This is a genomic window from Pseudotabrizicola sp. L79, assembly GCF_036553525.1.
Taxonomy (GTDB): Bacteria; Pseudomonadota; Alphaproteobacteria; order Rhodobacterales; family Rhodobacteraceae; genus Pseudotabrizicola.
Map to the genome: position 1 here is coordinate 157,138 of NZ_JAZHDA010000044.1, position 26,107 is coordinate 183,244.

Below are 26,107 nucleotides of genomic sequence, written 5' to 3' on the forward strand. Positions count from 1 at the left end.
ACAAGTACGAGAATGTGCAGCATTGCCGCCCCCTGTGCCTTACCGGGGGCAAACTATGGCGGGGCAAAGGGGGCGTCAACACCAAAAAGACGCTGAAAGTGTCGCAGGTTGGGGGTATTTTTGTATTTTTCTTACGTTTGGTGCGATCTGCCAGACATTTGTGAAAAATATGGGCCGGATTTCAGGGGTGCAGCCCAGAAAAAACCCGGACGACTCGCGCCCGGGTTTGGGTTGCAACAGCTGTGGCGGGTCAGGCCATCATAAGGGCGACATAGCCGGCATAGGCGGCCAACAGGCCAAAGCCCGCGATCCGCGGGATGCCCCGCAGCAGCACAGCGACCAGCACAAGGCCAAGGGATGTGCCCGCAACCCACAGCATATCGACACTGGCAAAGCGCGGGTCTGCCGGGATGGGCGTGATCAGCGCGGTGATGCCAAGGATCGAGAAGATGTTGAAGATGTTTGACCCCACCACATTGCCCACCGCGATCTCGGTTTGCTTGCGCAGGGCGGCAACCACGCTGGTGGCCAGTTCGGGCAGGCTGGTGCCCACGGCCACCACGGTCAGGCCGATCACCGCTTCGGATACGCCGAAATCGCGGGCAATCGTGGTGGCGCTGTCCACCAGCAGGCGGGCGCCGATCACCAGCACGACCAGGCCGCCCACGGTTTGCGCAATCGACATCAGCATGGGAGCCGGCGGGGGCAGGCCTTCTTCCGGGTCTTCCTTGCCGGTCACAAAGGCGGTGACCAGAAAGGTCAGCAGGCCCGCCACCAGAACCACGCCTTCCAGCCGCGTGACCGTGCCATCCAGCAGCATCCACCAGATCATGCCGGTGGCCAGCATCATAAAGCCCAGATCGCGCCAGACCTTGGCCAGCGGGATCATCAGCGCCGAAATGGCGGCCGATGTGCCCAGGATCAGCAGGATATTGGCAATGTTCGACCCCAGCACGTTGCCGATCGAAATGGCGGGCTGGCCATCCAGCGCGGCCTGAACCGACACCAGCAATTCCGGGGCCGATGTGCCAAAGCCCACAATCGTCAGGCCAATCACCATGGGAGACAGATTATAGTGCCGTGCGATGTTCGACGCCCCCCGCACCAGATATTCACCGCCCGCAAACAGGGCCACAAGCCCCAGGGCGAAAAGGATATAGGTCAAGTCGTGCTCCCCAACTGTGTGGGCCTGACTTTGGGTCTGAAGGTCGATTTGCAAGGGCGGGCGGGGCGAAAAAATAACATTCCCGTGCAGAGTCTGGCGAAAGGTGCATCTTTCACACGGCTTTCGTCGGGCTGTCAGCGAAATGTTACCCAGCACTGGCACTGATCGCCGCAATCATCCCGCCTGGCAGATTGGCACGGGTGAATGCGTGCAGCCACTCTTTTGGGGAAAGCCATGAAAGATCTTGATATCCGCCACATGTCGTTTGACGAATACGACGAAGCCCGCAATCCGCGCCCTGAAGTGCAGGATTTCGACCGCGTGGTCGAGCGGGCCCTGTCGCGCCGCGGTTTCTTGCGCGGTGTGCTGGCCTTTGGTTCGGCGGCCACCGCCATGGGCCTGTCACCGTTGATGAATTCGGGCAGCGCACGGGCGCAGACCGCCGCCACCACCCGCTTTGCCTTTAAGCCGATTCCGATTGCCACCGACTATGAGGTGCATGTGCCCGAAGGCTATAGCTGGCAGCCCGTGGCCAAATGGGGCCAGCCGCTGTTTTCGGATGTGGCCGAGTTCAACCCCGAAACCGGCACCACCGCCACCGCGCAAGAGCGGGCCTTTGGCGAAAACACCGACGGGATGGAATTGTTCAACATCGCTGGCCGTCAGGTCATTTGTGTGAACCATGAATATGCCAATCTGGACATCAACCTGCCGGGCCGCCCCGAGGGCCAGCCGCAATCGGCCGAAGATGTGCTGCTGCTGCAAAATGCCCAAGGCGTGTCGGTGTTCGAAATCGCCGAGGGCGCGAGTGGCTGGCAGGTTGTCACCGACAGCCCACTGAACCGCCGCATCACCCATCTGACCCCGATGCAGTTCACCGGCCCCGCGGTTGGCCATGACCTGCTGAAAACCGCGAATGACCCGGATGGCAGCACCGTGCTGGGCACGCTGAACAATTGCGGCTCGGGTCGCACGCCCTGGGGCACCTATCTGACCTGTGAAGAAAACTTCAACGGCTATTTCGGCCACAGCGCCGCGCTGCCGGCGGATGGCGAAAGCGAAGACCAGATCAAAGCCAAGGCCGAAGCTGTTGCCGCCACCCTGCCGGCCGCCTTTGCCCGCTATGGCATCGGCGTTGACAGCGTTTACATGTATCACGCCTTTGACGCGCGCTTTGATCTGGCGGCCAATGTGAACGAACCCAACCGCTTTGGCTATATCGTCGAGATTGATCCGGCCAATCCGCAGGTCATGCCGAAAAAGCACAGCGCCCTTGGCCGGTTCAAACATGAAAACGCGGCCTGCACCTTGGCGCGCGATGGCCGGGTGATCGTCTATATGGGCGATGATGAACGCGGCGAGTTCTTGTATAAATGGGTCAGCCGTGATGCCTATGTGCCGGGCGGCGATACCTCGACCCTGCTGGTTGAAGGCGTGCTGTACGCGGCCACCTTTGCCGATGATCAGACCGGCGTCTGGATGCCGCTGACCCCCGAAACCACCGGCATGACGGCGGCTGAAATCGCCATTCACACCCGGATGGCGGCCTCGAAAGTCGGGGCCACCACGATGGACCGGCCTGAATGGGTGGCGGTGAACCCTGTGGCCATCGAGGCCTATTGCGCCCTGACCAACAACAGCCGCCGGGGCGTCAAGCCCAATGCGGGGGGCGATGAAACCCCGGTTGGGGGGCCGAACCCGCGGGCCGAAAACAACTATGGCCAGATCGTGCGCTGGTATCCGGCAGGCGATGACCACGCCGCCCCGGATTTTGCATGGGATCTGTTCGTGATGGCGGGCAATCCGTCGGTGCATAAGGATGCCTATGCGGGTTCGACCAATATCAACGAAGGCAATATGTTCAACTCGCCCGATGGGATGATGTTCGACGCCAATGGCATGCTGTGGATCCAGACCGATGGGGATGACAGCAACGAGGGCGATTTCGCGGGCCAGGGCAACAACCAGATGCTGGTGGGCGACCCGGTGACGGGCCGGATCGAACGGTTCCTGACCGGGCCGAAAGACAGCGAGATTACCGGATTTACCGTCTCATCCGATCGCCGGACGATCTTTGTCGGCATCCAGCATCCGGGCGGCAGCTGGCCCGAAGCCTCGGGCTTGCCGCGTTCGGCCGTGATTGCCATCCGCCGTGATGATGGCGCGGTCATCGCCTGACGCTGGCACCTGATCCCTGAAACCAGACAAAGGGCCTGCACTGCGGGCCCTTTGTGCATTTGGCCGATTGCGCGGGCCTGCCGCAGCCGCCAAGCTGGCCCGGAAGAGGACAGGGGGGGCAGGGATGTCGGCAGAGGCACTGCGCTACGGCGCGATCATGGTGGCGGCGGGGGTGGGGATTCCGATCCTTGCGGCACTGAACGCGCGGTTGGGCGCGCTGATCGCAGCCCCGGCGGCAGCGGCGGTTGTTCTGTTCGCGGTGGCCTTTGGCGGGGCGGTCGTGGTGATGTTGCTGACCGGATCGGCCACGGCCATGGCGCAGATCGCGCAGCAACCCAAGCACCTGTTTTTGGCGGGCTTTTTCGTGTGCTTTTATGTGCTGTCCGTCACTTGGGTGGCCCCGCGCTTTGGCCTTGGCAATGCGATCAGTTGTGTGTTGCTGGGGCAATTGGTGGCGGCAGCGGTGATTGACCAGTTTGGCCTGATGGGGGCCATGGTGCGCCAGATCACGCCGCTGCGGGCGACGGGGTTGGGGCTTATGGCCTTGGGCGTTGTGCTTGTGCAGCGGGGGTGAAACGCTGCAACAACGCGCGCGCATGGTCGGGTTCATACAGCCAGCCCACGGCGATTTCGCGCGCCAGATGTGCCCTGATTTCCAAGGCCGATCTGCCGGGCAGGGCCATGCGGTCCAGAAAACGCAGGTCCACCCGTGCCTCATCCCAGTCGATCAGGGCCGGGCCTGTGTCGGTCTGGATCATATTGGCCGGGGTCAGGTCGCCATGAATGGCACAGACGGGTTGGTGGGTCACTTCGGCCCATGCCGCCCGCAGGGCAGGCACCAGTTTTTTCGGCAAAGCGCTTAGATCAATGTCGCCGCCACGGTCGCTGAACATCAACTCGGGCAGGCTGAGAAAACCGGGTCTTTGCCCGATCGGTGCCGCCAACCGCTGAAACACGGTGATTTTTGGCACCAGCCGCCAAAAGGCGTTGCGCATCATGGGGGTGCCGGGCAAAAAGGGCTCAAGCGTCCAGCCGCCAACGCTGAGTCGGCCCGAGGCTGCGGGGATCAGCCCCGGCACGACAAATCCGGCCCGCCGCGCCTGCGCCTGCAAGGGGGCCAGCCAGCGCAACTGATCTTCGGTGCGCCGGGTCGATTTGGCAACGAACAAGTCACCACCGCGCCCAACCAGCCAGACCTGCGCGCGATGCCCCCCCGTCAGGGGGCGCAGCACCGAAAAGCTGCCAAAACCGGAAAGGTCAGGCTTTTGCACCATCCGCCTGCTATCCGCCCGACCGGCCCGTGCCTTGCAGCACGCCGTGTTCTATGGCGTATCTGGTCAGGCCAGCCGTTGACGAAATGCCCAGTTTGCGCTTGATGTTCTTGCGATGGGTTTCGACAGTGCGCACACTGATATCCAGTGCAAGCGCAACCTCTTTGTTCGATTTGCCCTGCGCCAGATCCAGCAGAATGGTTTGTTCGCGGCTGGTCAGCGGCTCGCGCCCCTCGGCCTGCATCGGGCGCAGGCTGTCGCTGGCCCCGGTGCACAGATACTTGTTGCCCGCCATCACCGTGTCGATCGCGGTCTTGACCTCTTCGGTCGGCACGTCTTTCAGCACATAGCCCATGGCGCCATGCGACAAGGCGGTAGAGATATATTCGGCGCTGTCATGCATCGACAGGATCAGGATCCGGGTGTCGGGGCGCCGTTCCAGAATGATCTCGGTCGCGGCCAGCCCGCTGACCTGCGGCATGTTCAGATCCAGCAGCATCACATCCGGGTCCAGCGCGCTGACCTGATCAATCGCCTCGCGGCCATTGCACAGGGTGCCCACGACTTCGATATCGTCATAGCTTTCCAGCACCGCCCGCAGCCCTTCGGCCACCATGGGGTGATCATCGACAATCAGAACGCGGGTCTTATCGGTCATATCCAAGCCTTTAGCCTTGCGCCCGCGCAGAACCGGTGGGGGGCAACATATGCGACAGCGGCACCTGTGCCTCGATCAGGGTGCCTTGTCTGGTGGACAGGATGCGCAGCGTGCCGTCAAGCTGTTCCATGCGTTCGGCCATATTGCGCAGGCCCAGCCCGTCGCGCCGGGTTTGGGGCATGCCGTGGCCGTTATCTTCGATCCGCACCACGGCGCCATCCTTGGTGCCACGCACCAGCATGGTCACATGCGTGGCGCCCGAGTGGCGCTCGATATTGGTCAGCGCCTCTTGGGCGATGCGGTAAAGGGCAATCTTGGCCTCTTGGTCCAGCCGGTTACGAAAGGGGTTGGTGGTGTATTTCACATCAATGCCGGTGCGTTTGCCAAATTCCTCGGCCAGAGCTTGCAGGGCAGGCCCAAGGCCCAGATCGTCCAGCACGCCGGGGCGCAGATCACGGCTGATGCGCCGCACCTCCTGGATCGCCCCGTTCAGCGTGTCGATGCCCTGGCCCAGGCTTTCCGCCGCACGCGCATCCCCCCCCAAGAGACGCCGGCGGGCCAGTTCCAGCGTATAGCGCACGCCGACAAGGATCTGGCTGATCGAGTCGTGCAATTCGCGCGCGACACGGCCGCGTTCTTCTTCTTGGGTGTCAAAGATGCGCTGGGTCAGCGCCTTCAGCTTGGCATCGGCCAGCCTGCGCTCTCGCAGGTTCAGAACCAGGCCCGACAGAAAGACCAACAGCACCGAAGCCGCGGTGATGGTGCCGATATAGATAAAGGTGCGGCGCACCCGCGCCTCGGTTTCGGCGCGCGCGGCAGCGACCGAGGCCAGAACATCGTCGATGAACACCCCCGTGCCCACCGCCCACCGCCAGTCTTGCAGCCCGATCACATGGGTGATCATGCGCCCGTCGCGCCCCGATGACGGTTTCGGCCAGACATAGGTGTGAAAGCCCGAACCCTGCCGCGCCATGTCGATCAGCTTGTCAACCACGGGCGTGCCTTCGGCATCCTTCAGCCCGGCCCAGTTCTTTTCGATCAGCCATGTCTGGCGCGGGCTGACAATGTTCTTGCCGTCGTAATCATAGACGAAAAAGAACCCATCGGTGCCATAGGTCATGGCCGCCAGAATTTGCGCCACGCGGGTCTTTGCGGCCTCATCATCGGGCAGGGCATTGCCGTATATGGGGGAAAAGGCGGTGCGCGCTATCGAGATATAGTTTTTCAGCTCTTCGCGCTTGGTCGCGATCAGCTTGGCCTCCAGCCCGGCAATTTCGCGTTCCGACATCTGGCTGGCTTCCCGCGTGACCAGAACAGACAGCACGGCCATGGCCAGCACCAAAGGCAGCACGGCCAGAAGGGTGATCTTCTGTCCATAGGTCAGCGACAAGGGGCGGCGGTCTGGATTGCTCATGGTCGAATCACAGAGTGGGGCGGCGGGGCGGGGGCGTCAACGCGTTGGGTGGCCCGTGCCCCGGAATTATCTGCAAGAGGCACAAAAATCTGGGGGTCGGGCCAGAGTTTCTGCCCAAATCCGACGGCTTCTGCGTAGTAGTCGGTATTTCGCGCGGGCCGGGCACCCGCTAGTGTCACAAAACCGTGGGCGCGGGGAGCGCCATGCGGACAAAACATATACGGGAGGAGTTACCCTATGGATCGTCGTTCATTTCTGACGAAGGCCGCCCTTGGTGGTGCAACCGCCGCAGCCGCCACCACTTTGGCCGCGCCGATGTATGCGCAGGGCAAGCGGACGCTGACCATGGTCACCACTTGGGGCCGCGGCCTTGCAGGTGTGCACGATGCCGCACAGCGCTGCGCCGACAACATCACCAGCATGACCGATGGCCAGCTGACCGTGGATCTGAAAGCGGCGGGCGAGTTGGTTGGGGCGTTTGAATGCTTTGACGCCGTGGCCTCGGGTCAGGCCGATATGTATCATGGCGCAGACTATTACTGGGTTGGCCAGCACCCGGCCTATGCGTTCTTTACGGCCGTGCCGATGGGGATGACGGCGCAGGAACTGGCGAACTGGTATTACTATGCCGGCGGGATGGAGCTGCATGACGAGCTGAACACGATTTTCGGCATGAAGGGCTTTTTGGGCGGCAACACGGGTGCGCAATGTGGCGGCTGGTTCCGCAAGGAAATTGCCGGGCCGGAAGATTTCAACGGCCTGAAATTCCGTATGCCGGGCCTTGGCGGCAAGGCATTGGGGAAGCTGGGCGCCAGCGTTCAGAACCTGCCGGGGTCGGAAGTGTATCAGGCCCTTGCATCGGGCGCGATTGACGGCACCGAATGGATCGGCCCCTGGGCGGATGAAAAGGCCGGTTTCCAGGAAATCACCAAGTTCTACTACACCGCAGGCTTCCACGAGCCGGGTGCCGGTCTGACCCTTGGCATGAACCGCGCAGTCTATGACAGCCTGACGCCCGCCCAGCAGCGGATTTACGAAATCGCGGCCGGTGAAGCGCATCAGAACAACCTGGCGCAATTCCTGTCGAACAACGCCGCGGCCCTGACCCGCCTGCAGGCGGCTGGCGTCAAGACGCTGGAATTCCCCGACAGCGTCTGGGATGCCTTTGCCAAGGCCAGCCAGGAAGTGCATGACGAAAACATGGGCGATGAGATCTACAAGAAGGTCTATGACAGCTACATGGCGTCGATGAAGTCGTCTTCGGCCTGGATCAAGCTGTCGGACGGCGCCTATACCGCACAGCGTGACCGCACTCAGGGCTGATCTGTCTTAGCCGTCTGACGGCAGTCCCCCCGGCCCGTTTTGCGGGCCGGGGATTTCGCACAGGGCAGGCGACCGCCCGCAGCAACATATCGATAAACCAAGGGGGACAGGGAAATGCTGGAAGGCATTTCGTGGGTTTTGTCGAATATCGGCATGGCCTTCGTCAATTTCTTCGTAGCCATCGCCAATCCGGGCCTGTGGCTGGATTGGTCGAACAAGGAAGCCATCGCCCGCTTAGTCTATTACGGCGGGTCGGTCGAGTTCTTCTTTGTGGTGTTTACCTTCTTTCTGGTGCTGACGGTTGTGGGCATGTTCCGGCAATCGTTCATGTGGGCCATGGTGCGTGGGCTGGAAGGCTTTGCCAACGGGATCGGGCGGTTCTTTGCCTGGTTCGGCCTGCTGATGGTGTTGCAGCAGATCGTCATCATCTTCTTGCAGCGCATCTTTCGGGTGGCCACCATCGAATTCGGCCCCTTTGCCCCTTTTGGCTTTCCGCTGCTGCCGGGGCCTGCTTTCGTCAAGGATCTGTCCTGGTGGTCGGAAGAGCTGAAGCTGTATAACGCGATCATCGTCTGCCTGTGCATGACCTATACCTTTGTGCAGGGCGGGCATGTGCGGGTGGATCTGCTGTATGCCAATGTCAGTTTCCGCACCAAAAAGGTGATCGACATGTTCGGCGCCGTTCTGTTCATGATGGGATCGGCCGTCCTGACCTGGTTGTTTGCCTGGTATTTCATGTGGCGGTCGTTGATCACCCCCAAGGTTTCGGCCACCGACAAGCTGGAACAGCTGTTGCTGAAATCGCGGATCATCAAGTGGAATGTCGAGACGATCGCCTTTTCGCCCAACGGCTTTGACGCCTACTTTTTGTTCAAGCTGTTGATGGTTGCCTATGCCGGGTTGGTGTTCATCCATGCCTGGGCGTTTCTGTGGCGGTCATGGGGCGAGTTTCGCGAAGGGGCCGGGGCCGAGGGGAAATACCTTGATCGCGATGCGCCGGGTGACAGCACCCACGAGCTTCAAACGCATTAAAGGACGGGGTTCATCATGCTTTTCGGACTAGACGGCGTTGAAGTCGGCCTGATCATTGTTTTTCTAAGCCTGCTTGGCGCGATCATCTCGGGCTTTCCGGTCGCCTTCGCCTTGGGCGGGGCCGGGATCATCAGCTTTGGCGTGATCGCCGCGCTGGATTCTGCGGGTATCCTGATCCATCAGGCGATTGATACCAGTTCCGACGCCTATCGCGCGTTGATCGCGCAGGGGGTTTCAACCTTTGAAATCACCCATTTCCGGTATCCTGACCTGCCGATGGTGCCCGAGTCGCTGTTCCCCGGTGGTTGGGAACTGGCGATGGACCGGAACCTTTCGTTCATCGTGAACCGGATGAATGACCGTGTCATCGCCGGGGCCAGCATCGAGACGCTGCTGGCGGTGCTGATGTTCGTGATGATGGGGATCGTGCTGGAACGGTCAAAGATCGCCAATGATCTTTTGACCACGATGGCGCGGATCTTTGGGCCCTTGCCCGGCGGTCTGGCGGTTTCGGTGGTGGTCGTGGGGGCCTTCCTTGCGGCCTCGACCGGGATCGTGGGGGCCACGGTGGTGACCATGGGCCTGCTGTCGCTGCCCACCATGCTGCGCGCGGGCTACAGCCCGCAGCTTGCAACGGGTGTGATCGCGGCCTCGGGCACGTTGGGCCAGATCATCCCGCCGTCCATCGTGATCGTGCTGCTGGGCACGATGGCGGGCGATCTGTATTCGGCGGGCCAAGAGGTGCGGGCCGCGGCCGCGGGGTGTTCGGATGCCTTGACCTATCTGGGCAAGGCGGCTGTGGTGTCGGTGGGCACGCTGTTTCAGGCGGCCATCTTGCCCGGTCTGATGCTGGCGTTCCTTTATGGTGCCTATGCCTTTGGCTATGCGATGATCAATCCGTCGCGGGCGCCTGCCGTAGTCTCGACCGATGGCAGTGGCCAGATCGTCACCCGGCGCGAGGCGACGACGTGGTTTCTGATCGTGCCGGTGGCGATCATCGGCGGGCTGATGCTGCTTGCGCAAGTCAACCTTGTCGGTTCCCAGGACTATACGGTGGACAGCTATTCTGACGCCGGTCAGACGGCCAGCCTGCGCACCAATGTGTCAGAGCAATGTCAGGCCAGCATGATCGAATTGCATGGCCAGGATGCCTGGGATCAGGCCGTGGCCGAGCAGCAGGCGATCATGGCCGCCGGTGGCGTTGCCAAATCTGAGGCATTGACGCCCGAGCAGATCGAAACCGCACGGGCCGAAAAGATCGCCAGCCGGGCGCCGATCGGCACCGGTGTGGCCATCCTGTTCATGATGATCGCGCTGGTGCTGACCACGGCGCGCGGCATTGCGCCGATGTCTGACCATCGTCCGGTCTGGATTGGGCTGGGTGGGGTTGCGCTGGGGCTGCTGGCCGATGCGGTGCTGATCGCCCCGACCACCACGCCGGGTGTCACCATTCTGATGCTTGCGCTGCCCTTGGTGATTGCCGGCTATGGCATGTGGAAAGCCGTGCCGATGCTGGTGCAGAACGACCTGCTGCGGGTGGTCTTCCCGCCGCTGGTTCTGGTGGTGGCGGTGCTTGGGTCTATCCTTGGTGGCATCACCAACCCGACGCCGGCTGCGGCGCTGGGGGCGGGGGGGGCCATTTTGCTGGCCGCCTATCGCAAGCTGCAAGATCAGCAGAAATCGGGCCGCATCATCCTGATCACCGCCTTTTCCATCGTGATCATGCTGCTGGTCGGCACCAACTTTGATCTTCGGATCGGCGTTGGCGTGACCTTGCCCGAACAGGTGGTGGCGTTTTATGTGACCATGGCCGCCTATAGCATGACCATGTTTGGCATCCTTTACGCCTGCTGGGTCTTGTGGCGGACTGCGGTGCTGACCTCGGTCGTGCGCGAAACGGCCAAGATCACCTCGATGGTCTTTGGCATTCTGATCGGCTCGCAGATCCTGAACCTTGTGCTGATCAGCTTTGGCGGAGAGCATTACATCCAAAGCTTCCTGCGCAGTTTCGACAATGAGCTGACAGCCTTTCTGATCGTCATGCTGGTCTTGTTCGTGCTGGGCTTCGTGCTGGATTTCCTTGAAATCATCTATATCGTCGTGCCGATTGTCGGCCCGGTGATTTATGGCGGCACGTTTGATCCAAGCTGGGTCACGATCATGATCACGGTGAACCTGCAAACCAGCTTTCTGACGCCGCCCTTTGGCTTTGCCCTGTTCTACCTGCGCGGGGTGGCCCCGCCCGAGGTGACGACCCGGCATATCTATACCGGGATCATTCCCTTCGTGCTGATCCAGATGGGCACCTTGCTGCTGTTGTATTTCGCACCTTGGATCGTGACCATTGTTCCCAGCCTTTTGGGCTAAGGGCCGTTGAAAATGCCAGACGCGCAGGGGGAAACCGCTGCGCGTTTGTTTTTGACTTGGCTTCCAAAGCGCTTTGGGTCGTACTGGCCGGGACGCAAGGCAAGGAGGATTCGCGATGGCTATCCGGGTTACGGTCTGGGGCGAAAATGTGCATGAGCAGACGAACAAGGTGGTGGCCGGGATTTATCCGCAAGGCATGCACCGCACGATTGCCGATGCGTTGAACCGCGACGCGGGCGTGCAGGCCGCCACGGCCACGCTGCAAGAGCCTGAGCACGGGCTGACGAAAGAGTGTCTGGACAACACCGATGTGCTGATCTGGTGGGGCCATGCCGCGCATGGCGAGGTTGCCGATGCGGTGGTGGACCGGGTTTGTGATGCGGTGTGGTCGGGGATGGGGGCGATCTTTCTGCATTCGGCCCATTTCGCCAAACCCTTCAAGCGCCTGATGGGTGGGCCGTGCAATCTGACATGGCGCGAGGCGGGCGAGCGCGAGCGGATCTGGCTGACCAGCCGCAACCACCCGATTGCCGCCGGATTGCCCGACCATTTCGAACTGGAACACGAAGAGATGTATGGCGAGCCCTTTGGCGTGCCCGAGCCGTTGGAGACGGTGTTCATCAGTTGGTTTCAGGGGGGCGAGGTGTTTCGGTCTGGGCTGACCTACAAACGCGGGGCAGGGTCGGTGTTCTATTTCCGGCCGGGGCATGAAACCTATCCAACCTATCACAATCCGCATGTGCAGCGGGTGATCCTGAATGCGGTGAAATGGGCGCATAATCCGGCGGCGCGTCTGCTGGATGCCGGGGCCGCGCCGAATGTGCCGGTGGATCAGGCCCCCGAACCCATAACGGCGCGCGGGCCAAGTCTGCATGCCAGGGGCGAGGAGGGCTTTCGGTGACGATCCGTCTGCTGATCCTTGGCACCGGCGGGATGGCGCAGAGCCATGCAAAGGCCTTTGCTGCCATTCCAGGCGTTGATCTGGTGGCCGGGGTTGATCCGCGGGCCACGGCCTTGCAGGCCTTTTGCGCCAGCCATGGCATCGCGCGGGGCTTTGCCTCGGTGCAGGAGGCGCTGGAGTGGGGCCAGTTCGATGCCGTGGCCAATGTCACCCCCGATGCCGCGCATTTCGCCACCACCTTGCCGCTGTTGGCGGCGGGCAAGCATGTGTTGTGTGAAAAACCTTTGGCCACCTCGGCTGCCGAAGCGCAAGAGATGGCCACGGAGGCGGCGCGGGCAGGGGTGGTGAATATGGTCAACCTGACCTATCGCAATGGTGCTGCGCTGCAAAAGGCGGCCCAGATGGTTGCGGGTGGGTTGCTGGGGCCGTTGCGCCATTTTGAGGCGAGCTATCTGCAAAGCTGGCTGACCCAGCCCGCCTGGGGGGATTGGAAAACCGAGCCGCAATGGCTGTGGCGCCTGTCCACTGCGCATGGGTCAAAGGGGGTGTTGGGAGATGTGGGGATACATATCCTTGATTTCGCAACCTTTGTGGCGGGGCAGGCCGCGGTTGAGGTGTCGGCCCGGTTGGTGACCTTTGACAAGGCCCCCGAGGGGCGGATCGGTGACTATGTGCTGGATGCCAATGACAGCGCCACGATGCAGATCAGGCTGGCGGGTGGGGCCCTGGGGGTGGTGCATGCCACACGCTTGGCCACGGGCCATCTGAATGATCTGCGGTTGCGGCTGTTTGGTGATCTGGGCGGGCTGGAGGTGGGGTTTGAGCAGAACCAGAGCACCCTGCGCGCCTGTCTGGGGGCAGATCGGTTGACCGGGCAGTGGCGGACGGTTGACTGCCCGCCGGTGCCTTCGGTCTATCAGGGCTTTGTTGCGGCGATCAACGGCACGGGCCCGGCGATCCCTGACTTTGCCAAAGGCGCGCAGTTGCAGCGCCTGTTGGACCGTGCCGAAGAAAGTGCGGGCCAGGGTGGGCTGGCGCTGCCGGTGTAATCTGCGCGGCAGGCGGGTTTCTTGCCGCCCGGTCAGGCCATGGCTTTGGGAATGTTGCGCAACTGCGCCCCCGCGTGTATCAGGCGGAAAAGCCGATTTTCCGAGCAGGGAGAAGTCCAGATGCGTCGTGTCGTTGTCACCGGTCTTGGTATGGTCACGCCTTTGGCCTGCGGGGTCGAAGAAACCTGGAGCCGCCTATTGGCGGGCGAGTCCGGGGCCGGGCCTATCACCCGCTTTGATGCCAGCAATGTGGTCACGCAATATGCTTGCGAAATCCCGCTGGGCGATGGCAGCAACGGCACGTTCAACCCCGATGACTGGATGGAGCCGAAGGACCGCCGCAAGGTGGATGATTTCATCCTGTATGGCATGGCGGCGGCGGCTCAGGCGGTTGCGGATTCCGGCTGGGTGCCCCAGACGGATGAGGACAAGGAACGCACCGGTGTGATGATCGGATCGGGTATTGGCGGGCTAAGCTCGATCGCCGATACGGCCGTGCTGATCAAGGAAAAGGGCCCCAAGCGGGTGTCGCCTTTCTTTATCCCCGGCGCGTTGATCAACCTGGTGTCGGGGCAGGTTTCCATTCGGTTCGGCTTTAAGGGGCCGAACCATGCGGTGGTGACCGCGTGCTCGACCGGGGCGCATGCGATTGGGGATGCGGCGCGGCTGATCATGCTGGATGATGCCGATGTGATGGTGGCGGGCGGGGCGGAAAGCCCGATTTCGGAAATCGGGATTGCCGGCTTTAACGCCTGCAAAGCCCTGTCAACCAAGCGTGCCGACGACCCGGCCAAGGCCAGCCGGCCCTATGATGCGGACCGCGACGGGTTTGTGATGGGCGAGGGGGCAGGCGTTGTGGTGTTGGAGGAATATGAGCACGCCAAGGCGCGCGGCGCCAAGATCTATGCCGAGGTCTTGGGCTATGGTCTTTCGGGCGATGCCTATCACATCACCGCACCTGCCGAGGATGGCGACGGCGGCTATCGCAGCATGGCCGCGGCGCTGAAGCGCGCCGGGCTGACGCCTGCCGATATTGATTACATCAATGCCCATGGCACCAGCACGATGGCCGATACGATTGAGCTGGGCGCCGTCGAGCGGTTGATGGGAGATGCCGCAGCCGGGGCGACGATGTCTTCGACCAAGTCGTCGATCGGGCATTTGCTGGGGGCGGCTGGCGCGGTCGAGGCGATTTTCTGCATTCTGGCGATCCGCGATCAGATTGCCCCGCCGACGATCAATCTGGACAATCCTGCCGTGGCGCCAAAGTTGGATCTGGCGCCGAATGCGGCTGTGAAGCGCAAGATTGATGTGGCTTTGTCGAACAGCTTTGGCTTTGGCGGCACCAATGCCAGCCTTGTTCTGGGCAAGGTGAAATAGGATGTGGCGCTCACTCGCTTCGAATGCGCTGACGCTGTTCATTGTGCTGCTGGTGGTTGTGTCGGGCCTGCTGGCCTGGGGGCGTGAGGAATATCGTGGCCCCGGACCGTTGGCGGATGCGATCTGCTTTCGGGTAGAGCGGGGGGCGAGCCTGAGTGCTGTCAGCCGTGCATTGCAAGAGCAAGGCGCGATCAGCGATGCGCGGATTTTCCGCATCGGCGCGGATTATTCCGATGCGGGTGGTGATCTCAAGTTCGGCTCGTATCTGATCCCGCCCGGGGCCAGCATGAAAGAGGTGCTTGCAGCCCTGACTGCGGGCGGACAATCGACCTGTGGGCGTGAAGTGAATTTCCGCGTGGGCGTGGCCAGTGCGCAGGTGATCTTGCGTGAATTGGACCCGGCCACAAACCGCTATGTCGAAGTGGTGAAATACGACCCCGAGACCGAAGCGGCACCACAGGCCTATCTGGATGTGGTCAACGAATCCGATCTGCGGTTTCGGGTGACACTGGCTGAAGGTGTGACCAGCTGGCAGGTGGTTGAGGAATTGAAGCGGGCTGATTTTCTGACGGGTGAGGTGACCGAGGTTCCGGCCGAGGGCAGTCTGGCGCCTGACAGTTATGAGGTGGAGAAAGGGTCTGACCGGGCGGCGCTGATTGGCCGGATGGAAGCAGCCCAGGCCCAGATTCTGGCGCAGCTTTGGGCCGAACGGGCCGACGGGCTGCCCTATGAAACGCCGGAAGATGCGTTGATCATGGCGTCAATCGTGGAAAAGGAAACCGGGATCGCGGATGAGCGCCCGCAGGTGGCCAGTGTGTTCGTCAACCGGATGGAACGCGGGATGCGGTTGCAGACCGACCCTACGGTGATTTACGGCATCACTCTGGGCAAAGGTGTGCTGGGGCGTGGCTTGCGGCAAAGCGAGTTGCGCCGCGAGACGCCCTATAACACCTATGTCATCAACGGTTTGCCGCCGACGCCGATCGCCAACCCCGGCCGGCTGAGCATTCAGGCCGCGCTGAACCCTGATGACACGCCCTATATCTTCTTTGTGGCGGATGGCACCGGTGGCCATGCCTTTGCCGAGACGCTGGAAGAGCATAACCGCAACGTGGCCCGCTGGCGCGAAATCGAGGCGCAGCAGGGGGCTGAAGGCGCGGGGGGTGTTCAGGGCGAATAGCTTGAACATGCAGGAATTTTTGCAAGGGGCGCGCCGGTTGGTGCGCCCCTTGTGCGTTCAAGAGTAAACAAAAGGTAAAGGCGGGGTTCGCTAAGCCTTTGATCGCAATTTATTTTTCTATTGACTTTCGGAACGGTCCAAAGTATCACTTGTGACATGCTAGAAGAAGTGTCGAAAGCGGCGGGGGCAACCCTTGGCCGCTTTTTTCATTTCGGCTCGTCCGGAGGGAATAACGAGGCGGGTGTGCAGCATGAGCATGAACTTTTCGGCAAAAGATGTCGCTGAAATGACGTCGATCCAGATCATCGAGGGGGCCGCTGGCTTTCTGGATGAGGCGGCGGTCGCTTTGATCGCCGCGATCAATGCAGTGAAGCAGGGAGATTTTGAACAATCCAAAGCCGCCGTTCAGGCGATGAAGGATTACAAGACCGCCCTGGACTGGATGATGAGTGAAAGGAACCGCCTTGAACGAGATCGCAGAACAACTGCCGGGGCCATCGGAGCCTCGGAGATGGACCTTGGGGCCGCGCGCGATGAGATCGGGCGCAGGCTGGCTTGCCTCCGCGACGCAGGAACAGATTGATGCGTTTCTGGAAGGCTTGTCGGATGAGGCGCTGTTGGCGCTGCCGTGGATTTTCGAATTCTGGGCCTTGCCGCATCAGTTGCCGCCCGACGGGGCCTGGCGCACCTGGTTGATCATGGGGGGGCGCGGTGCGGGGAAAACCCGCGCCGGGGCCGAATGGGTGCGCAGCATGGTAGAGGGCGACCGGCCGGGGGATCCGGGCCGCGCGCGCCGGGTGGCGCTGGTGGGGGAAACGCAGGATCAGGTGCGCGAAGTGATGGTGTTCGGCGACAGCGGAATTCTGGCATGTTCGCCCCCCGACCGGCGCCCCAGCTGGAATGCAACGCGCCGCACCTTGATCTGGCCCAATGGGGCCGAGGCACAGGTGTTTTCGGCCCATGACCCTGACAGTTTGCGCGGCCCGCAATTTGACGCGGCCTGGGTGGACGAATTGGCCAAGTGGAAGCGGGCTGAGGATACCTGGGACATGCTGCAATTTGCGTTGCGGCTGGGCAGCCACCCGCAGCAGGTGGTGACGACGACGCCGCAGAACGTGGGGGTGCTGAAGGCGATCATCCGCAACCCCTCGACCGTGATGACCCATGCGCCGACCGAGGCGAACCGGGCCTATCTGGCGCAGACCTTTCTGGATGAGGTGTATCGCCGCTATGGCAATGGCATCAAGGGCGCGCAAGAGCTGGACGGGCGGCTGATCGAGGATATCGAAGGCGCCCTGTGGACCATGGCCATGCTGGAGCAGGCCAAGGGATCGCGGCCGGCGCGGTTGAGCCGGATCGTGGTGGCGGTGGACCCCCCGGTTTCGGGCAAGGAAACCTCGGACGAATGCGGGATCGTGGTTTTTGGCGCGGTGACCGAGGGGCCGGTTCAGGATTGGCGCGGCGTGGTGCTGGAAGACGCGACGGTGCGCGGATCGGCCACCGAATGGGCGCGTGCGGCGATCGAGGCGTTTCACCGCCACGGCGCTGACCGGATGGTGGCAGAGGTTAATCAGGGCGGCGAGTTGGTGGCCGATATGTTGCGTCAGGTTGATCCGCTGGTGCCGCTGACCTGTGTGCATGCGACCAAGGGAAAGGTTGCCCGGGCCGAGCCGGTGGCCGCGCTGTATGAGCAGGGGCGGATCATTCATCTGGGCGGGGTGACGCGGCTGGAAGAGCAGATGTTGCAGATGGGGCGGCAGGGCTTTGTCGGCAAGGGCAGCCCGGACCGGGTGGATGCGCTGGTCTGGGCTGCGACAGAGGCGCTGCTGGAACCGGCGCGCTGGCGGGCCCCTGACCCTCGGGTGCGTTCGCTTTACTGAACAGAACTGGCGGGCATGGCCCGCGCTTTGGAGATCGGGATATGGTGTTCAACTTTCTGCGGCGGGGCGATGGTTCGCCCGCGCCCGAGATTGCTTTGGAAAAGAAGGCAAGTGCGACCGGGCGCGTGGTGGCCTTTGGTGCGTCGGGCCGGGTGGCCTGGAGCCCGCGGGATGCGGGATCGCTGACACGCAACGGGTTTCTGGGCAATCCGGTGGGCTTTCGGGCCGTCAAGCTGGTGGCCGAGGCGGCGGCGGCCTTGCCGTTGGTCTGTCAGGATGCCGAGCGGCGCTATGATCTGCATCCGGTGCTGGATCTGATCAACCGCCCCAATGATGCGGCCGGACGGGCCGAGTTTCTGGAGGCGGTGTATGGGTTCTTGCTGCTGAACGGCAATGCCTATCTGGAGGCGGTTCCGGCCGAAGGGGCTGTGCCGGGCGAGTTGCATGTGCTGCGCTCGGATCGGATGAGCCTGGTGCCGGGGGCCGATGGCTGGCCGGTGGCCTATGATTACACCGTGGGCGGTCGGTCGCATCGGTTTGACATGCGCGGCGCCGTCAAGCCGATTTGCCACCTTAAGGCCTTTCACCCGCTGGATGACCATTACGGCCTGTCGCCGATGCAGGCGGCTGCGGTGGCGGTGGATGTGCATGGTGCGGCCAGTGCGTGGTCAAAGGCGCTGCTGGACAATGCGGCGCGGCCCTCGGGGGCGATTGTCTATAAGGGGGTGGACGGGCAGGGGGCGCTGGCCCCGGATCAGTATGACCGGCTGGTCAGCGAAATCGAGATGAACCATCAGGGCGCGCGCAATGCGGGCCGGCCCATGCTGCTGGAAGGCGGGCTGGACTGGAAACCGATGGGGTTCAGCCCCAGCGATATGGAGTTTCAGAAGACCAAAGAGGCGGCCGCGCGTGAGATTGCCGTGGCTTTTGGCATTCCGCCGATGCTGCTGGGCATCCCGGGGGATGCAACTTACGCAAATTACCAAGAGGCAAACCGGGCCTTTTATCGCCTGACCGTGCTGCCGCTGGCGGCCAAGGTTCTGGCGGATGTCAGCCATTGGCTGGGCGGGTTCACGGGCGAGGCGGTGGAGGTGAAGGTCGATCTGGACCAGATCCCCGCACTGGCGGCCGAGCGTGATCAGCAATGGGCCCGGGTGGGGGCGGCAGAATTTCTGACAGTGGCCGAGAAGCGGCGGCTGCTGGGGCTGCCGCCCCTTGCGGAGGGTGAATGAGCGCCCGCCGACCGCCCGGAGGCTCCCGCTTTCTTTACGACAGTTTCGATGCGGCGCAGGCGCGGATCGAAGCCAATGAGCGGGTTGCCGAGGAGCGTTGGGCGGCGCTGGACTTTCGTCTGGCCCAGATTGATGCCGTGTTGGAACGGCTGGAAAGGCGCATCTGGCTGGGCGTTTACGGGGTTGCGGCCTTTCTGCTGGCGCAGGGGGCCGAAGCCATAATCCAAGCGTCGATGAGGTGATGGGATGACGGAACATGGAGCGCCGGAGCGGAAATATCTGCGGCGTGAGACCGGGCTGACGGTGACGGATGGCCGGGTGATCGAAGGCTATGCCAGCCTGTTCGGCATCAAGGATCAGGGCGGCGATACGGTGCGCCCGGGTGCCTATGCTGCCAGCCTGAAGCGGCTGGGTGGGCGGGGAGAGAAGGTCAAGATGCTGTGGCAGCACGACCCTGGCCAGCCGATCGGCGTTTGGGATGAGGTGCGTGAGGATGCCACTGGCCTGTGGGTCAAGGGGCGTATCCTGACCGAAGTAGAGCGGGGGCGCGAGGCTGCGGCCCTGTTGGCGGCGGGCGCGATTGACGGGTTGTCGATCGGCTATCGCACCGTCAAGGCGGAACGTGACGGCAAGGGCCATCGGCTGTTGTCGGAACTGGAGCTTTGGGAAGTGTCACTGGTGACCTTTCCGATGCTTCGAGAGGCGCGGGTGGCGGCGAAAGCCGACGACACCATCTGGCGCGATCTGGCGGGGCTGTTCGAGAACGCCCGCCGGGAACTGGCCGAGCGGTAAGGCCCGGCATTTTCGTCAAACCCGAGGAGAGACGATGACCGAGACAAAGGCTCGGGCCGGGGACGCATACCCCGAGCCCACCCATCCGGGTGCGGAAGTGACATCCGCGATGGCTGGATTTCTGAAAGAGTTCAAAGGCTTTCAGGCTGACGTGAAACAAGCGCTGCAACATCAGGAAGAGCGACTGACCATGCTGAACCAAAAGACGATGACCTATGGCCGCCCCGCCTTGTCGGCAAGCGCCGAGATGGATGCCCCGCACCAGAAGGCCTTTGATGCCTATCTGCGCTCGGGCGATGATGATGGCCTGCGCGGGCTGGTGCTGGAGGGCAAGGCGCTGAACACCAGTGTGGCTGCCGATGGCGGCTATCTGGTTGATCCGCAGACCGCCGAGCTGATCCGCTCGATGCTGGTTTCGACCAGTTCGATCCGGGCGATTGCCAATGTGGTGACGGTCGAATCCTCGACCTTTGACGTGCTGATCGACCGCAGTGAGGTTGGGTCGGGCTGGGCCACCGAGACGGGTTCTCAGACCGAAACCTCGACACCGGCGATCGAGCGGATCTCGATCCGGTTGCACGAGTTGTCGGCGATGCCGAAGGCCAGCCAGCGTTTGCTGGATGACAGCGCCTTTGACGTGGAAGGCTGGCTTGCGGGCAAGATTGCCACCCGGTTCCTGCGGGCGGAATCGGCCGCGTTTATCACTGGCGATGGCATCGACAAGCCCAAGGGCATCTTGCTGCCGCCAAAGGTTGCCAATGCCTCTTGGACCTGGGGCAGCCTTGGCTATGTGCCATCAGGCGCAGCGTCTGATTTCGCCACCACGAATGCGGCCGATTGCATCGTTAATCTGGTCTATGCCCTGGGTGCTGATTACCGCGCGAATGCCAGTTTTGTCATGAATTCCAAAACGGCGGGGGCGGTTCGCAAGATGAAGGATGCCGATGGCCGCTTTATGTGGTCGGATGGGCTGGCAGCGGCGGAACCTGCGCGCCTGATGGGGTATCCGGTGCTGATCTGCGAGGATATGCCCGATATTGCTGCAAACGCCTATGCCATCGCCTTTGGCGATTTTGCAGCGGGCTATACGATTGCAGAGCGCCCGGATCTGCGTCTGCTGCGCGACCCGTTCAGCGCAAAGCCCCATGTCCTGTTCTATGCCAACAAGCGTGTGGGGGGGGAAGTCACTGATTTCGCGGCGATCAAGCTGCTGAAATTCGCCGTGTCGTAAGGCGCGGTGGATGGCCGGGGGGCGTTCCCCCCGGTTTCTCCTCGGGCGCGCGTGATCCCCCATGCCGACTAGCTGCTCCCCCCTCCGTTCGAGCGGTGTGGGACGCGCGCCCGAACCCTTTTGCTGTGCGGGGTGAGCGGAGGTTCTGACCATGATGTTGACCGAAGTGACCGCAGTGCCCGAAGGGGTGTTGCCGGTGCAGGCGATGAAAGACCATCTGCGGCTGGGCACAGGCTTTGCCGATGATGGCCTGCAAGATGGCCTGATAGCCGCCCATTTGCGGGCGGCGATGGCGATGATTGAGGCGCGGACCGGCAAGGCCTTGATCACGCGAGAATTTTCACTGCGGCTGGACCGGTGGCGGCCTGCGGGTAGCGGCCAGACCCTGCCGGTGGCGCCTGTTGCATCGGTGTCATCGGTGACGCTGGGCGATGCGGTGGGTGGCTTGGTGGTGCTGGCGCCGCAGCGTTGGCGATTGGTGCGAGACATGGCGCGGCCACGTCTGGAGGGGATTGGCGGGCTGCCCGTGATCGCCGAGGGCGGCTTTGTCGAGATCGTCTTTGAGGCCGGTTTTGGGCCGGTTTGGGCTGATATTCCGGGCGATCTGGCACAGGCCGTCTTTCTGCTGGCGGCCGAATTCTATGAGCGACGGCATGCGGATGATGGCCGCGTTCTGGCCCTGCCAGCGGTGGTGCAGGGGCTGATTGAGCGTTGGCGCATTGTGCGGTTGCTGGGGGGGGCTGGCATATGAAGCCGGTTCATCTGGGGCGGTTGCTGGTGCTGGAAGCCTCGGTCCGGGTGTCGGATGGGGCGGGTGGATTTGTCGAAAACTGGGCCCCTGTCGGGTCGATCTGGGCCGAGATTTCACCCGGCCAGGGCCGGGATCGGGGGGGCGAGGAAGTGACGCTGGCCAGCGTTCCCTATCGGATCGTGGTCCGTGGGGCCCCGCAAGGTGCAGCGCGCCGACCAATTGCGGGGCAACGCTTTCGCGACGGATCGCGTGTCTTTGCCATTCTTGCGGTGACCGAGCGCGATCCTGCTGGCCTGTATCTGACGTGTTTTGCGCGAGAGGAGCTGTTGACATGAGTTACGGCGCAGCGGCGGCCTTTCAGGCGGCTGTCTATGAGGTGCTGGCGACGGAACCTGATTTGTCGGGGGTGCCGGTGCATGATGCGGTGCCCCCGGGTGGTGGGGGTGGGACATTCGTTCTGATTGGCCCCGAAGAGGTGGTGGATGCGTCGGACAACTCTGGTGGTGGGGCAACCCATCGGTTCGTCGTCAGCGTGATTTCGGATGCGACAGGTTTCTTGGCGGCCAAGACCATTGCGGCGCGGGTGTCTTTGGCACTGGTCGATGCGCGACCTGTGATGGCCGTGGGGCGAGTGGTCGGCATCGGGTTTGTCAAGGCGGTGGCAAAGCGCCTGGATGAGGGTGATATCCGCCGGATCGACCTGACGTTTCGTGCAAGGATTGAAGTGTAAGGCCCTGAAAACGGGCATTTTCTGGAGAATATGCGATGGCAGTTCAAAGCGGCAAGGATTTGCTTTTGAAGGTGGACTTGTCCACCGATGGGCAGTTCGAAACAGTGGCAGGTTTGCGGGCAACGCGGATCAGTTTCAATGCGGAAACGGTGGATGTGACCAGTCTGGAGAGTGCAGGCGGCTGGCGCGAGTTGTTGGGGGGCGCCGGGGTCAAGACGGCTGCGATCTCGGGCTCGGGCGTTTTTCGCGATGCGGGCACGGATGAGCGCACCCGGCAGATCTTTTTCGATGGGGAAGTGCCGAACTGGCAGGTGATCATTCCCGATTTTGGGGTGGTTGAGGGGCCGTTTCTGATCACCTCGATCGAATACGCGGGCAGCCACAATGGCGAAGCGACCTATGAGTTGTCGCTGGCCTCGGCTGGGGCGCTGACCTTTACGGCCCTGTGATGGGGGCACCGATGGCAAACCCGTGGGCGGGTGAGGTGACGGTTGTTCTGGATGGTGCGCCGCACCGGGCAAAGCTGACCTTGGGCGCGTTGGCCGAACTGGAGGCGGCGCTGGAGGTTGGGTCGCTGCTTGATCTGGTCGAGCGGTTCGAAGCGGGGCGGTTTTCCACGCGCGATGTGTTGGCGCTGCTGGTGGCGGGGTTGCGGGGGGGCGGCTGGCAAGGCGGGCCCGCCGATCTGCGCAGTGTGGACATTGGCGGTGGTCCGCTAGAGGCAGCCCGAGTGGCCGCTGAACTGCTGGCGCGGGCCTTTGCCAGCCCGGAGGCGCGATGAGGGGCATCGACTGGCCAGGGTTGCTGCGGGTTGGTTTGCACGATTTGCGGCTGGACCCTGCGGTGTTCTGGCGGCTGACCCCTTTGGAATTGCGGATCATGCTGGGGGCGGAGGCGATGGTGCCGCCCCTGACACGCGCGCGGCTGGACGAACTGGCCGCCGCTTTCCCGGATATCGTGAGGGAGACGGGTGATGACACCGATTGATGAGTTGCAAGAGCAAGTTGCCGCGCTGGAGGCCACTTTGGGGGTTTCTACGGCGATGGTTGCGGCCTTTGAGGGCGAATTGGCCCGGATGCAGGAGACCATGGTCTTTACTGGGCGTGAGGTGAACACCTTGACCAACGGGATTGGCGGCGGTTTGCGGCGTGCCTTTGATGGGCTGATCTTTGACGGCATGAAGCTGTCGGATGCCCTGCGGATGGTCGCCAAGTCGATGATCGACAGTGTTTACAGCGTGGCGATGCGCCCGGTGCAGCAGGCCGTGGGCGGATATATCGCCAGTGGCATCAACTCGGTCGTAAGTGGGCTGATGCCCTTTGCCGAGGGGGGGGCGTTTTCAGCCGGACGGGTCATGCCCTTTGCCAAGGGGGGGGTGGTGACGGCGGCCACACAGTTCCCGATGCGTGGCGGCACGGGGTTGATGGGCGAGGCGGGGCCGGAAGCGATCATGCCGCTGGCGCGTGGGGCTGATGGCCGTTTGGGGGTGCAGGCTGCCGGGGGCGGGCAGGCTATGACGGTGGTGATGAACATCCAGACCCCGGATGTGCAGGGGTTCCAGCGCAGTCAAAGCCAGATCGCGGCACAGGCTTCGCGCGCTTTGGCGCGTGGTCAACGCAACCGGTGAGGATGAGATGGCATTTCACGAGATCAGATTTCCGACCAACCTGAGCTTTGGATCAGTTGGCGGGCCCGAGAGGCGCACCGAAGTGGTGACGCTGGCCAACGGGTTTGAAGAGCGCAATACGCCTTGGGCGCATTCGCGTCGCCGGTATGAGGCCGGGTCGGGGTTGCGCACGCTGGATGATATCGAAACGCTGATTGCGTTTTTTGAGGCACGCGGCGGGCGGATGCACGGGTTTCGGTGGAAGGATTGGTCTGACTACAAATCCTGCCAGCCATCGCGCAAGGTTTCGCCCTTGGATCAGGTGATCGGCACCGGGGATGGATACCAGACCGAATTCGGCCTGTCGAAAACCTATCGTTCGGGTGCGCAAAGCTATACGCGCCAGATCTGCAAGCCGGTGGCGGGCACTGTGGTCGCCGCTGTGGCGCGTGATCCCAAGGTTTTGGGGGTGGAGTTTTCGGTGGATGTTGCGACCGGAGTGCTGACCTTTGCGGTGCCGCCTGACATCGGGGTGCCTGTTTCGGCCGGGTTTGAATTTGATGTGCCCGTGCGCTTTGACACCGATCAGATCCTGACCTCGATGTCATCATTTCAAGCGGGAGAGGTGCCTGATGTGCCAGTGGTCGAGGTGCGGGTATGAGCAGCGACAGCTTGGCGGCGCATCTGAAATCTGGGGCGACGACGCTGTGCCGGGCGTGGAAGGTGGTGCGCAAGGATGGCCAGGCGCTTGGCTTTACCGACCATGATCTGGATCTGGTGATTGAGGGCATGACTTATTCGGCGCGCACGGGCCTGTCGTCAAGCGCCTTGCATCAGACGACGGGCCTGGCTGTGGACAACAGCGAGGCGATGGGGGCCCTGTCGGATGCGGCCGTGCGAGAGGAAGATATTCTGGCCGGACGCTATGACGATGCTGAGGTGTCGGCCTATCTGGTGAACTGGCAGGACACGGATGACCGTTTGGTGCTGTTTCACGGCAATTTCGGCGAGATAACCCGTGAAAAGGGGGCATTCCGTGTTGAATTGCGTGGCCTTGCTGAACGGCTGAACATTGCCCAAGGGCGCGCTTATCTGGCCCGGTGCGCGGCGCAGTTCGGCGATGCGAAGTGCAAGGTGAACCCCGAGGCGTTGGGGTTGGTTGTTGAGGCTGTGATACAATCGGTCGAGGGTGGCCGCGTGTTTACGCTGGACTCTGTGCCGCAGATCGCTGCCGGAGTCTTTGCGCATGGCAAGCTGACTGTGCTGGACGGGGCGGCGGCTGGGGTGGTGGCCGAAGTGCGCGCGGATGTGGGCGGCTTGGCTGATCGACGGGTCGAGTTGTGGCATGCCATCGTCCCGGCCCCGCAGGCGGGTGATCGTGTGCGTCTGGTGGCGGGCTGTGATCGGCGCGCATCGACCTGCCTGAACCGCTTTGCCAATATCGTCAATTTTCGCGGTTTTCCGCATATACCGGGCGAAGATTGGTTGCGGCGGGCACCTGAGGCAGAGGGGCAGGCGTGATGGGGGCGCAGCGAGACAGGATCATTGCCGAAGCACGGCGCTGGATTGGAACGCCCTATTTGCACCAAGCCTCGGCCATTGGGGCGGGGGCGGATTGCCTGGGGCTTGTTCGGGGTGTGTGGCGGGCGGTGAGAGGAGCCGAGCCCTTTGCCGCGCCGTCTTATTCCATGGATTGGGGCGAGTGCTCGGGCGATGAACGGCTGATGGCCGCGGCAATGACATGGCTTTGCCCAGAGGTGCCCGATGCCATGCGCCCGGGCAGTGTCTTGCTGTTTCGCATGCGCAAGGATGCGGTGGCCAAGCATTTGGGCATTTTGGTCGCGGCCGGACCTGAGCCCCGTTTTGTGCATGCCTATACGGGCCACGGCGTTGTGGAAAGCCCGCTGTCGGCCCCTTGGGCCCGGCGGATTGTATCAAGTTTTGCCTTTCCAGAAGGGAACTGACAG

The 26,107-nt window shown here is 62.6% G+C and carries 29 protein-coding genes; 25 read left to right on the forward strand and 4 right to left on the reverse strand.

Annotation, left to right across the window (positions count from 1 at the left end; genetic code table 11):
* Positions 1-250: 250 nt before the first annotated feature.
* On the reverse strand, positions 251-1,165 hold the full coding sequence (locus tag V3C85_RS05230) for a calcium/sodium antiporter (RefSeq protein ID WP_331794030.1): 915 nt from the start codon (positions 1,163-1,165) through the stop codon (positions 251-253).
* Positions 1,166-1,399: 234 nt separating this feature from the next.
* Between V3C85_RS05230 and V3C85_RS05235 the strand changes: the two genes are divergently transcribed.
* A complete protein-coding gene (locus V3C85_RS05235; RefSeq protein WP_331794031.1) occupies positions 1,400-3,343 on the forward strand; it encodes a PhoX family protein in 1,944 nt (647 codons plus the stop codon).
* Between the two features lie 124 nt (positions 3,344-3,467).
* Positions 3,468-3,917: a DMT family transporter gene (locus V3C85_RS05240; RefSeq protein ID WP_331794032.1), complete on the forward strand. Its 450-nt coding sequence runs from the start codon at positions 3,468-3,470 to the stop codon at positions 3,915-3,917.
* Here V3C85_RS05240 and V3C85_RS05245 read toward each other — a convergent pair.
* From V3C85_RS05245 to V3C85_RS05255, 3 genes are read right to left on the reverse strand one after another with little or no spacing between them, the layout of a single operon-like run.
* Positions 3,880-4,614, reverse strand: a complete 735-nt coding sequence (locus tag V3C85_RS05245) for a phosphotransferase (RefSeq protein ID WP_331794033.1) — start codon at positions 4,612-4,614, stop codon at positions 3,880-3,882. The genes V3C85_RS05240 and V3C85_RS05245 overlap by 38 nt on opposite strands.
* 10 nt (positions 4,615-4,624) lie before the next feature.
* Complete coding sequence (locus V3C85_RS05250; RefSeq protein WP_331794034.1) at positions 4,625-5,272, reverse strand: response regulator transcription factor; 648 nt, start codon at positions 5,270-5,272, stop codon at positions 4,625-4,627.
* Between the two features lie 10 nt (positions 5,273-5,282).
* The gene (locus V3C85_RS05255; RefSeq protein ID WP_331794035.1) at positions 5,283-6,686 is read right to left on the reverse strand and encodes a cache domain-containing protein; all 1,404 of its coding nucleotides are present in this window, start codon (positions 6,684-6,686) and stop codon (positions 5,283-5,285) included.
* Between the two features lie 237 nt (positions 6,687-6,923).
* Between V3C85_RS05255 and V3C85_RS05260 the strand changes: the two genes are divergently transcribed.
* The 23 genes from V3C85_RS05260 to V3C85_RS05370 all read left to right on the forward strand — a co-directional run bounded on the left by V3C85_RS05260 (position 6,924) and on the right by V3C85_RS05370 (position 26,104).
* Positions 6,924-8,009, forward strand: a complete 1,086-nt coding sequence (locus V3C85_RS05260) for a TRAP transporter substrate-binding protein (RefSeq protein ID WP_331794036.1) — start codon at positions 6,924-6,926, stop codon at positions 8,007-8,009.
* Positions 8,010-8,123: 114 nt separating this feature from the next.
* Positions 8,124-9,041: a TRAP transporter small permease subunit gene (locus tag V3C85_RS05265; RefSeq protein ID WP_331794037.1), complete on the forward strand. Its 918-nt coding sequence runs from the start codon at positions 8,124-8,126 to the stop codon at positions 9,039-9,041.
* 15 nt (positions 9,042-9,056) lie between these two features.
* Entirely contained in the window at positions 9,057-11,408 is a 2,352-nt protein-coding gene (locus V3C85_RS05270) for a TRAP transporter large permease (protein WP_331794038.1), read from the forward strand.
* Between the two features lie 115 nt (positions 11,409-11,523).
* Positions 11,524-12,309, forward strand: coding sequence for a ThuA domain-containing protein (locus tag V3C85_RS05275; RefSeq protein ID WP_331794039.1), 786 nt, complete (start codon positions 11,524-11,526; stop codon positions 12,307-12,309).
* On the forward strand, positions 12,306-13,358 hold the full coding sequence (locus tag V3C85_RS05280; protein WP_331794040.1) for a Gfo/Idh/MocA family protein: 1,053 nt from the start codon (positions 12,306-12,308) through the stop codon (positions 13,356-13,358). The genes V3C85_RS05275 and V3C85_RS05280 overlap by 4 nt, the downstream gene beginning before the upstream one ends.
* A 120-nt stretch (positions 13,359-13,478) precedes the next feature.
* Positions 13,479-14,738, forward strand: coding sequence for a beta-ketoacyl-ACP synthase II (gene fabF / locus V3C85_RS05285; protein ID WP_331794041.1), 1,260 nt, complete (start codon positions 13,479-13,481; stop codon positions 14,736-14,738).
* 1 nt (position 14,739) lies between these two features.
* Entirely contained in the window at positions 14,740-15,918 is a 1,179-nt protein-coding gene (gene mltG / locus V3C85_RS05290) for an endolytic transglycosylase MltG (protein WP_331794042.1), read from the forward strand.
* 193 nt (positions 15,919-16,111) lie between these two features.
* Entirely contained in the window at positions 16,112-16,501 is a 390-nt protein-coding gene (locus V3C85_RS05295; RefSeq protein WP_331794043.1) for a hypothetical protein, read from the forward strand.
* Positions 16,452-17,798, forward strand: a complete 1,347-nt coding sequence (locus tag V3C85_RS05300) for a DNA-packaging protein (RefSeq protein ID WP_331794044.1) — start codon at positions 16,452-16,454, stop codon at positions 17,796-17,798. The genes V3C85_RS05295 and V3C85_RS05300 overlap by 50 nt, the downstream gene beginning before the upstream one ends.
* A 41-nt stretch (positions 17,799-17,839) precedes the next feature.
* Positions 17,840-19,030, forward strand: coding sequence for a phage portal protein (locus V3C85_RS05305; protein ID WP_331794045.1), 1,191 nt, complete (start codon positions 17,840-17,842; stop codon positions 19,028-19,030).
* A complete protein-coding gene (locus V3C85_RS05310) occupies positions 19,027-19,272 on the forward strand; it encodes a GTA head formation protein, RCAP_rcc01685 family (protein WP_331794046.1) in 246 nt (81 codons plus the stop codon). Before V3C85_RS05305 ends, V3C85_RS05310 begins: the two co-directional genes overlap by 4 nt.
* A 4-nt stretch (positions 19,273-19,276) precedes the next feature.
* On the forward strand, positions 19,277-19,822 hold the full coding sequence (locus tag V3C85_RS05315; protein WP_331794047.1) for an HK97 family phage prohead protease: 546 nt from the start codon (positions 19,277-19,279) through the stop codon (positions 19,820-19,822).
* 34 nt (positions 19,823-19,856) lie between these two features.
* On the forward strand, positions 19,857-21,053 hold the full coding sequence (locus tag V3C85_RS05320) for a phage major capsid protein (RefSeq protein WP_331794048.1): 1,197 nt from the start codon (positions 19,857-19,859) through the stop codon (positions 21,051-21,053).
* A 151-nt stretch (positions 21,054-21,204) separates the two neighbouring features.
* Complete coding sequence (locus V3C85_RS05325) at positions 21,205-21,804, forward strand: head-tail connector protein (RefSeq protein WP_331794049.1); 600 nt, start codon at positions 21,205-21,207, stop codon at positions 21,802-21,804.
* The gene (locus V3C85_RS05330) at positions 21,801-22,139 is read left to right on the forward strand and encodes a head-tail adaptor protein (RefSeq protein ID WP_331794050.1); all 339 of its coding nucleotides are present in this window, start codon (positions 21,801-21,803) and stop codon (positions 22,137-22,139) included. The genes V3C85_RS05325 and V3C85_RS05330 overlap by 4 nt, the downstream gene beginning before the upstream one ends.
* Positions 22,136-22,534: a DUF3168 domain-containing protein gene (locus tag V3C85_RS05335; protein WP_331794051.1), complete on the forward strand. Its 399-nt coding sequence runs from the start codon at positions 22,136-22,138 to the stop codon at positions 22,532-22,534. Before V3C85_RS05330 ends, V3C85_RS05335 begins: the two co-directional genes overlap by 4 nt.
* 35 nt (positions 22,535-22,569) lie before the next feature.
* Positions 22,570-22,983, forward strand: coding sequence for a phage major tail protein, TP901-1 family (locus V3C85_RS05340; protein WP_331794052.1), 414 nt, complete (start codon positions 22,570-22,572; stop codon positions 22,981-22,983).
* Between the two features lie 11 nt (positions 22,984-22,994).
* Entirely contained in the window at positions 22,995-23,315 is a 321-nt protein-coding gene (locus V3C85_RS05345; protein WP_331794053.1) for a GTA-gp10 family protein, read from the forward strand.
* Entirely contained in the window at positions 23,312-23,521 is a 210-nt protein-coding gene (locus V3C85_RS05350) for a rcc01693 family protein (protein WP_331794054.1), read from the forward strand. The genes V3C85_RS05345 and V3C85_RS05350 overlap by 4 nt, the downstream gene beginning before the upstream one ends.
* Positions 23,508-24,161 carry a phage tail tape measure protein gene (locus V3C85_RS05355; protein ID WP_331794055.1) on the forward strand — a complete coding sequence of 218 codons (654 nt, stop codon included), beginning with the start codon at positions 23,508-23,510 and terminating at the stop codon, positions 24,159-24,161. The genes V3C85_RS05350 and V3C85_RS05355 overlap by 14 nt, the downstream gene beginning before the upstream one ends.
* 7 nt (positions 24,162-24,168) lie before the next feature.
* Entirely contained in the window at positions 24,169-24,801 is a 633-nt protein-coding gene (locus V3C85_RS05360; protein WP_331794161.1) for a DUF2460 domain-containing protein, read from the forward strand.
* Complete coding sequence (locus tag V3C85_RS05365) at positions 24,798-25,661, forward strand: DUF2163 domain-containing protein (RefSeq protein ID WP_331794056.1); 864 nt, start codon at positions 24,798-24,800, stop codon at positions 25,659-25,661. Before V3C85_RS05360 ends, V3C85_RS05365 begins: the two co-directional genes overlap by 4 nt.
* Complete coding sequence (locus tag V3C85_RS05370) at positions 25,661-26,104, forward strand: NlpC/P60 family protein (RefSeq protein ID WP_331794057.1); 444 nt, start codon at positions 25,661-25,663, stop codon at positions 26,102-26,104. Before V3C85_RS05365 ends, V3C85_RS05370 begins: the two co-directional genes overlap by 1 nt.
* Positions 26,105-26,107: the final 3 nt, after the last annotated feature.

Excerpts from the sequence above, each read along its gene's own strand:
- V3C85_RS05235 (WP_331794031.1), top strand. The coding sequence starts at position 1,400 with ATGAAAGATCTTGATATCCGCCACATGTCGTTTGACGAATACGACGAA.
- V3C85_RS05240 (WP_331794032.1), top strand. The coding sequence starts at position 3,468 with ATGTCGGCAGAGGCACTGCGCTACGGCGCGATCATGGTGGCGGCGGGG.
- V3C85_RS05250 (WP_331794034.1), bottom strand. The coding sequence starts at position 5,272 with ATGACCGATAAGACCCGCGTTCTGATTGTCGATGATCACCCCATGGTG.
- V3C85_RS05255 (WP_331794035.1), bottom strand. The coding sequence starts at position 6,686 with ATGAGCAATCCAGACCGCCGCCCCTTGTCGCTGACCTATGGACAGAAG.
- V3C85_RS05260 (WP_331794036.1), top strand. The coding sequence starts at position 6,924 with ATGGATCGTCGTTCATTTCTGACGAAGGCCGCCCTTGGTGGTGCAACC.
- V3C85_RS05265 (WP_331794037.1), top strand. The coding sequence starts at position 8,124 with ATGCTGGAAGGCATTTCGTGGGTTTTGTCGAATATCGGCATGGCCTTC.
- V3C85_RS05270 (WP_331794038.1), top strand. The coding sequence starts at position 9,057 with ATGCTTTTCGGACTAGACGGCGTTGAAGTCGGCCTGATCATTGTTTTT.
- V3C85_RS05275 (WP_331794039.1), top strand. The coding sequence starts at position 11,524 with ATGGCTATCCGGGTTACGGTCTGGGGCGAAAATGTGCATGAGCAGACG.
- fabF (WP_331794041.1), top strand. The coding sequence starts at position 13,479 with ATGCGTCGTGTCGTTGTCACCGGTCTTGGTATGGTCACGCCTTTGGCC.
- mltG (WP_331794042.1), top strand. The coding sequence starts at position 14,740 with ATGTGGCGCTCACTCGCTTCGAATGCGCTGACGCTGTTCATTGTGCTG.
- V3C85_RS05300 (WP_331794044.1), top strand. The coding sequence starts at position 16,452 with ATGAGATCGGGCGCAGGCTGGCTTGCCTCCGCGACGCAGGAACAGATT.
- V3C85_RS05305 (WP_331794045.1), top strand. The coding sequence starts at position 17,840 with ATGGTGTTCAACTTTCTGCGGCGGGGCGATGGTTCGCCCGCGCCCGAG.
- V3C85_RS05310 (WP_331794046.1), top strand. The coding sequence starts at position 19,027 with ATGAGCGCCCGCCGACCGCCCGGAGGCTCCCGCTTTCTTTACGACAGT.
- V3C85_RS05315 (WP_331794047.1), top strand. The coding sequence starts at position 19,277 with ATGACGGAACATGGAGCGCCGGAGCGGAAATATCTGCGGCGTGAGACC.
- V3C85_RS05320 (WP_331794048.1), top strand. The coding sequence starts at position 19,857 with ATGACCGAGACAAAGGCTCGGGCCGGGGACGCATACCCCGAGCCCACC.
- V3C85_RS05325 (WP_331794049.1), top strand. The coding sequence starts at position 21,205 with ATGATGTTGACCGAAGTGACCGCAGTGCCCGAAGGGGTGTTGCCGGTG.
- V3C85_RS05330 (WP_331794050.1), top strand. The coding sequence starts at position 21,801 with ATGAAGCCGGTTCATCTGGGGCGGTTGCTGGTGCTGGAAGCCTCGGTC.
- V3C85_RS05335 (WP_331794051.1), top strand. The coding sequence starts at position 22,136 with ATGAGTTACGGCGCAGCGGCGGCCTTTCAGGCGGCTGTCTATGAGGTG.
- V3C85_RS05340 (WP_331794052.1), top strand. The coding sequence starts at position 22,570 with ATGGCAGTTCAAAGCGGCAAGGATTTGCTTTTGAAGGTGGACTTGTCC.
- V3C85_RS05345 (WP_331794053.1), top strand. The coding sequence starts at position 22,995 with ATGGCAAACCCGTGGGCGGGTGAGGTGACGGTTGTTCTGGATGGTGCG.
- V3C85_RS05350 (WP_331794054.1), top strand. The coding sequence starts at position 23,312 with ATGAGGGGCATCGACTGGCCAGGGTTGCTGCGGGTTGGTTTGCACGAT.
- V3C85_RS05355 (WP_331794055.1), top strand. The coding sequence starts at position 23,508 with ATGACACCGATTGATGAGTTGCAAGAGCAAGTTGCCGCGCTGGAGGCC.
- V3C85_RS05360 (WP_331794161.1), top strand. The coding sequence starts at position 24,169 with ATGGCATTTCACGAGATCAGATTTCCGACCAACCTGAGCTTTGGATCA.
- V3C85_RS05365 (WP_331794056.1), top strand. The coding sequence starts at position 24,798 with ATGAGCAGCGACAGCTTGGCGGCGCATCTGAAATCTGGGGCGACGACG.
- V3C85_RS05370 (WP_331794057.1), top strand. The coding sequence starts at position 25,661 with ATGGGGGCGCAGCGAGACAGGATCATTGCCGAAGCACGGCGCTGGATT.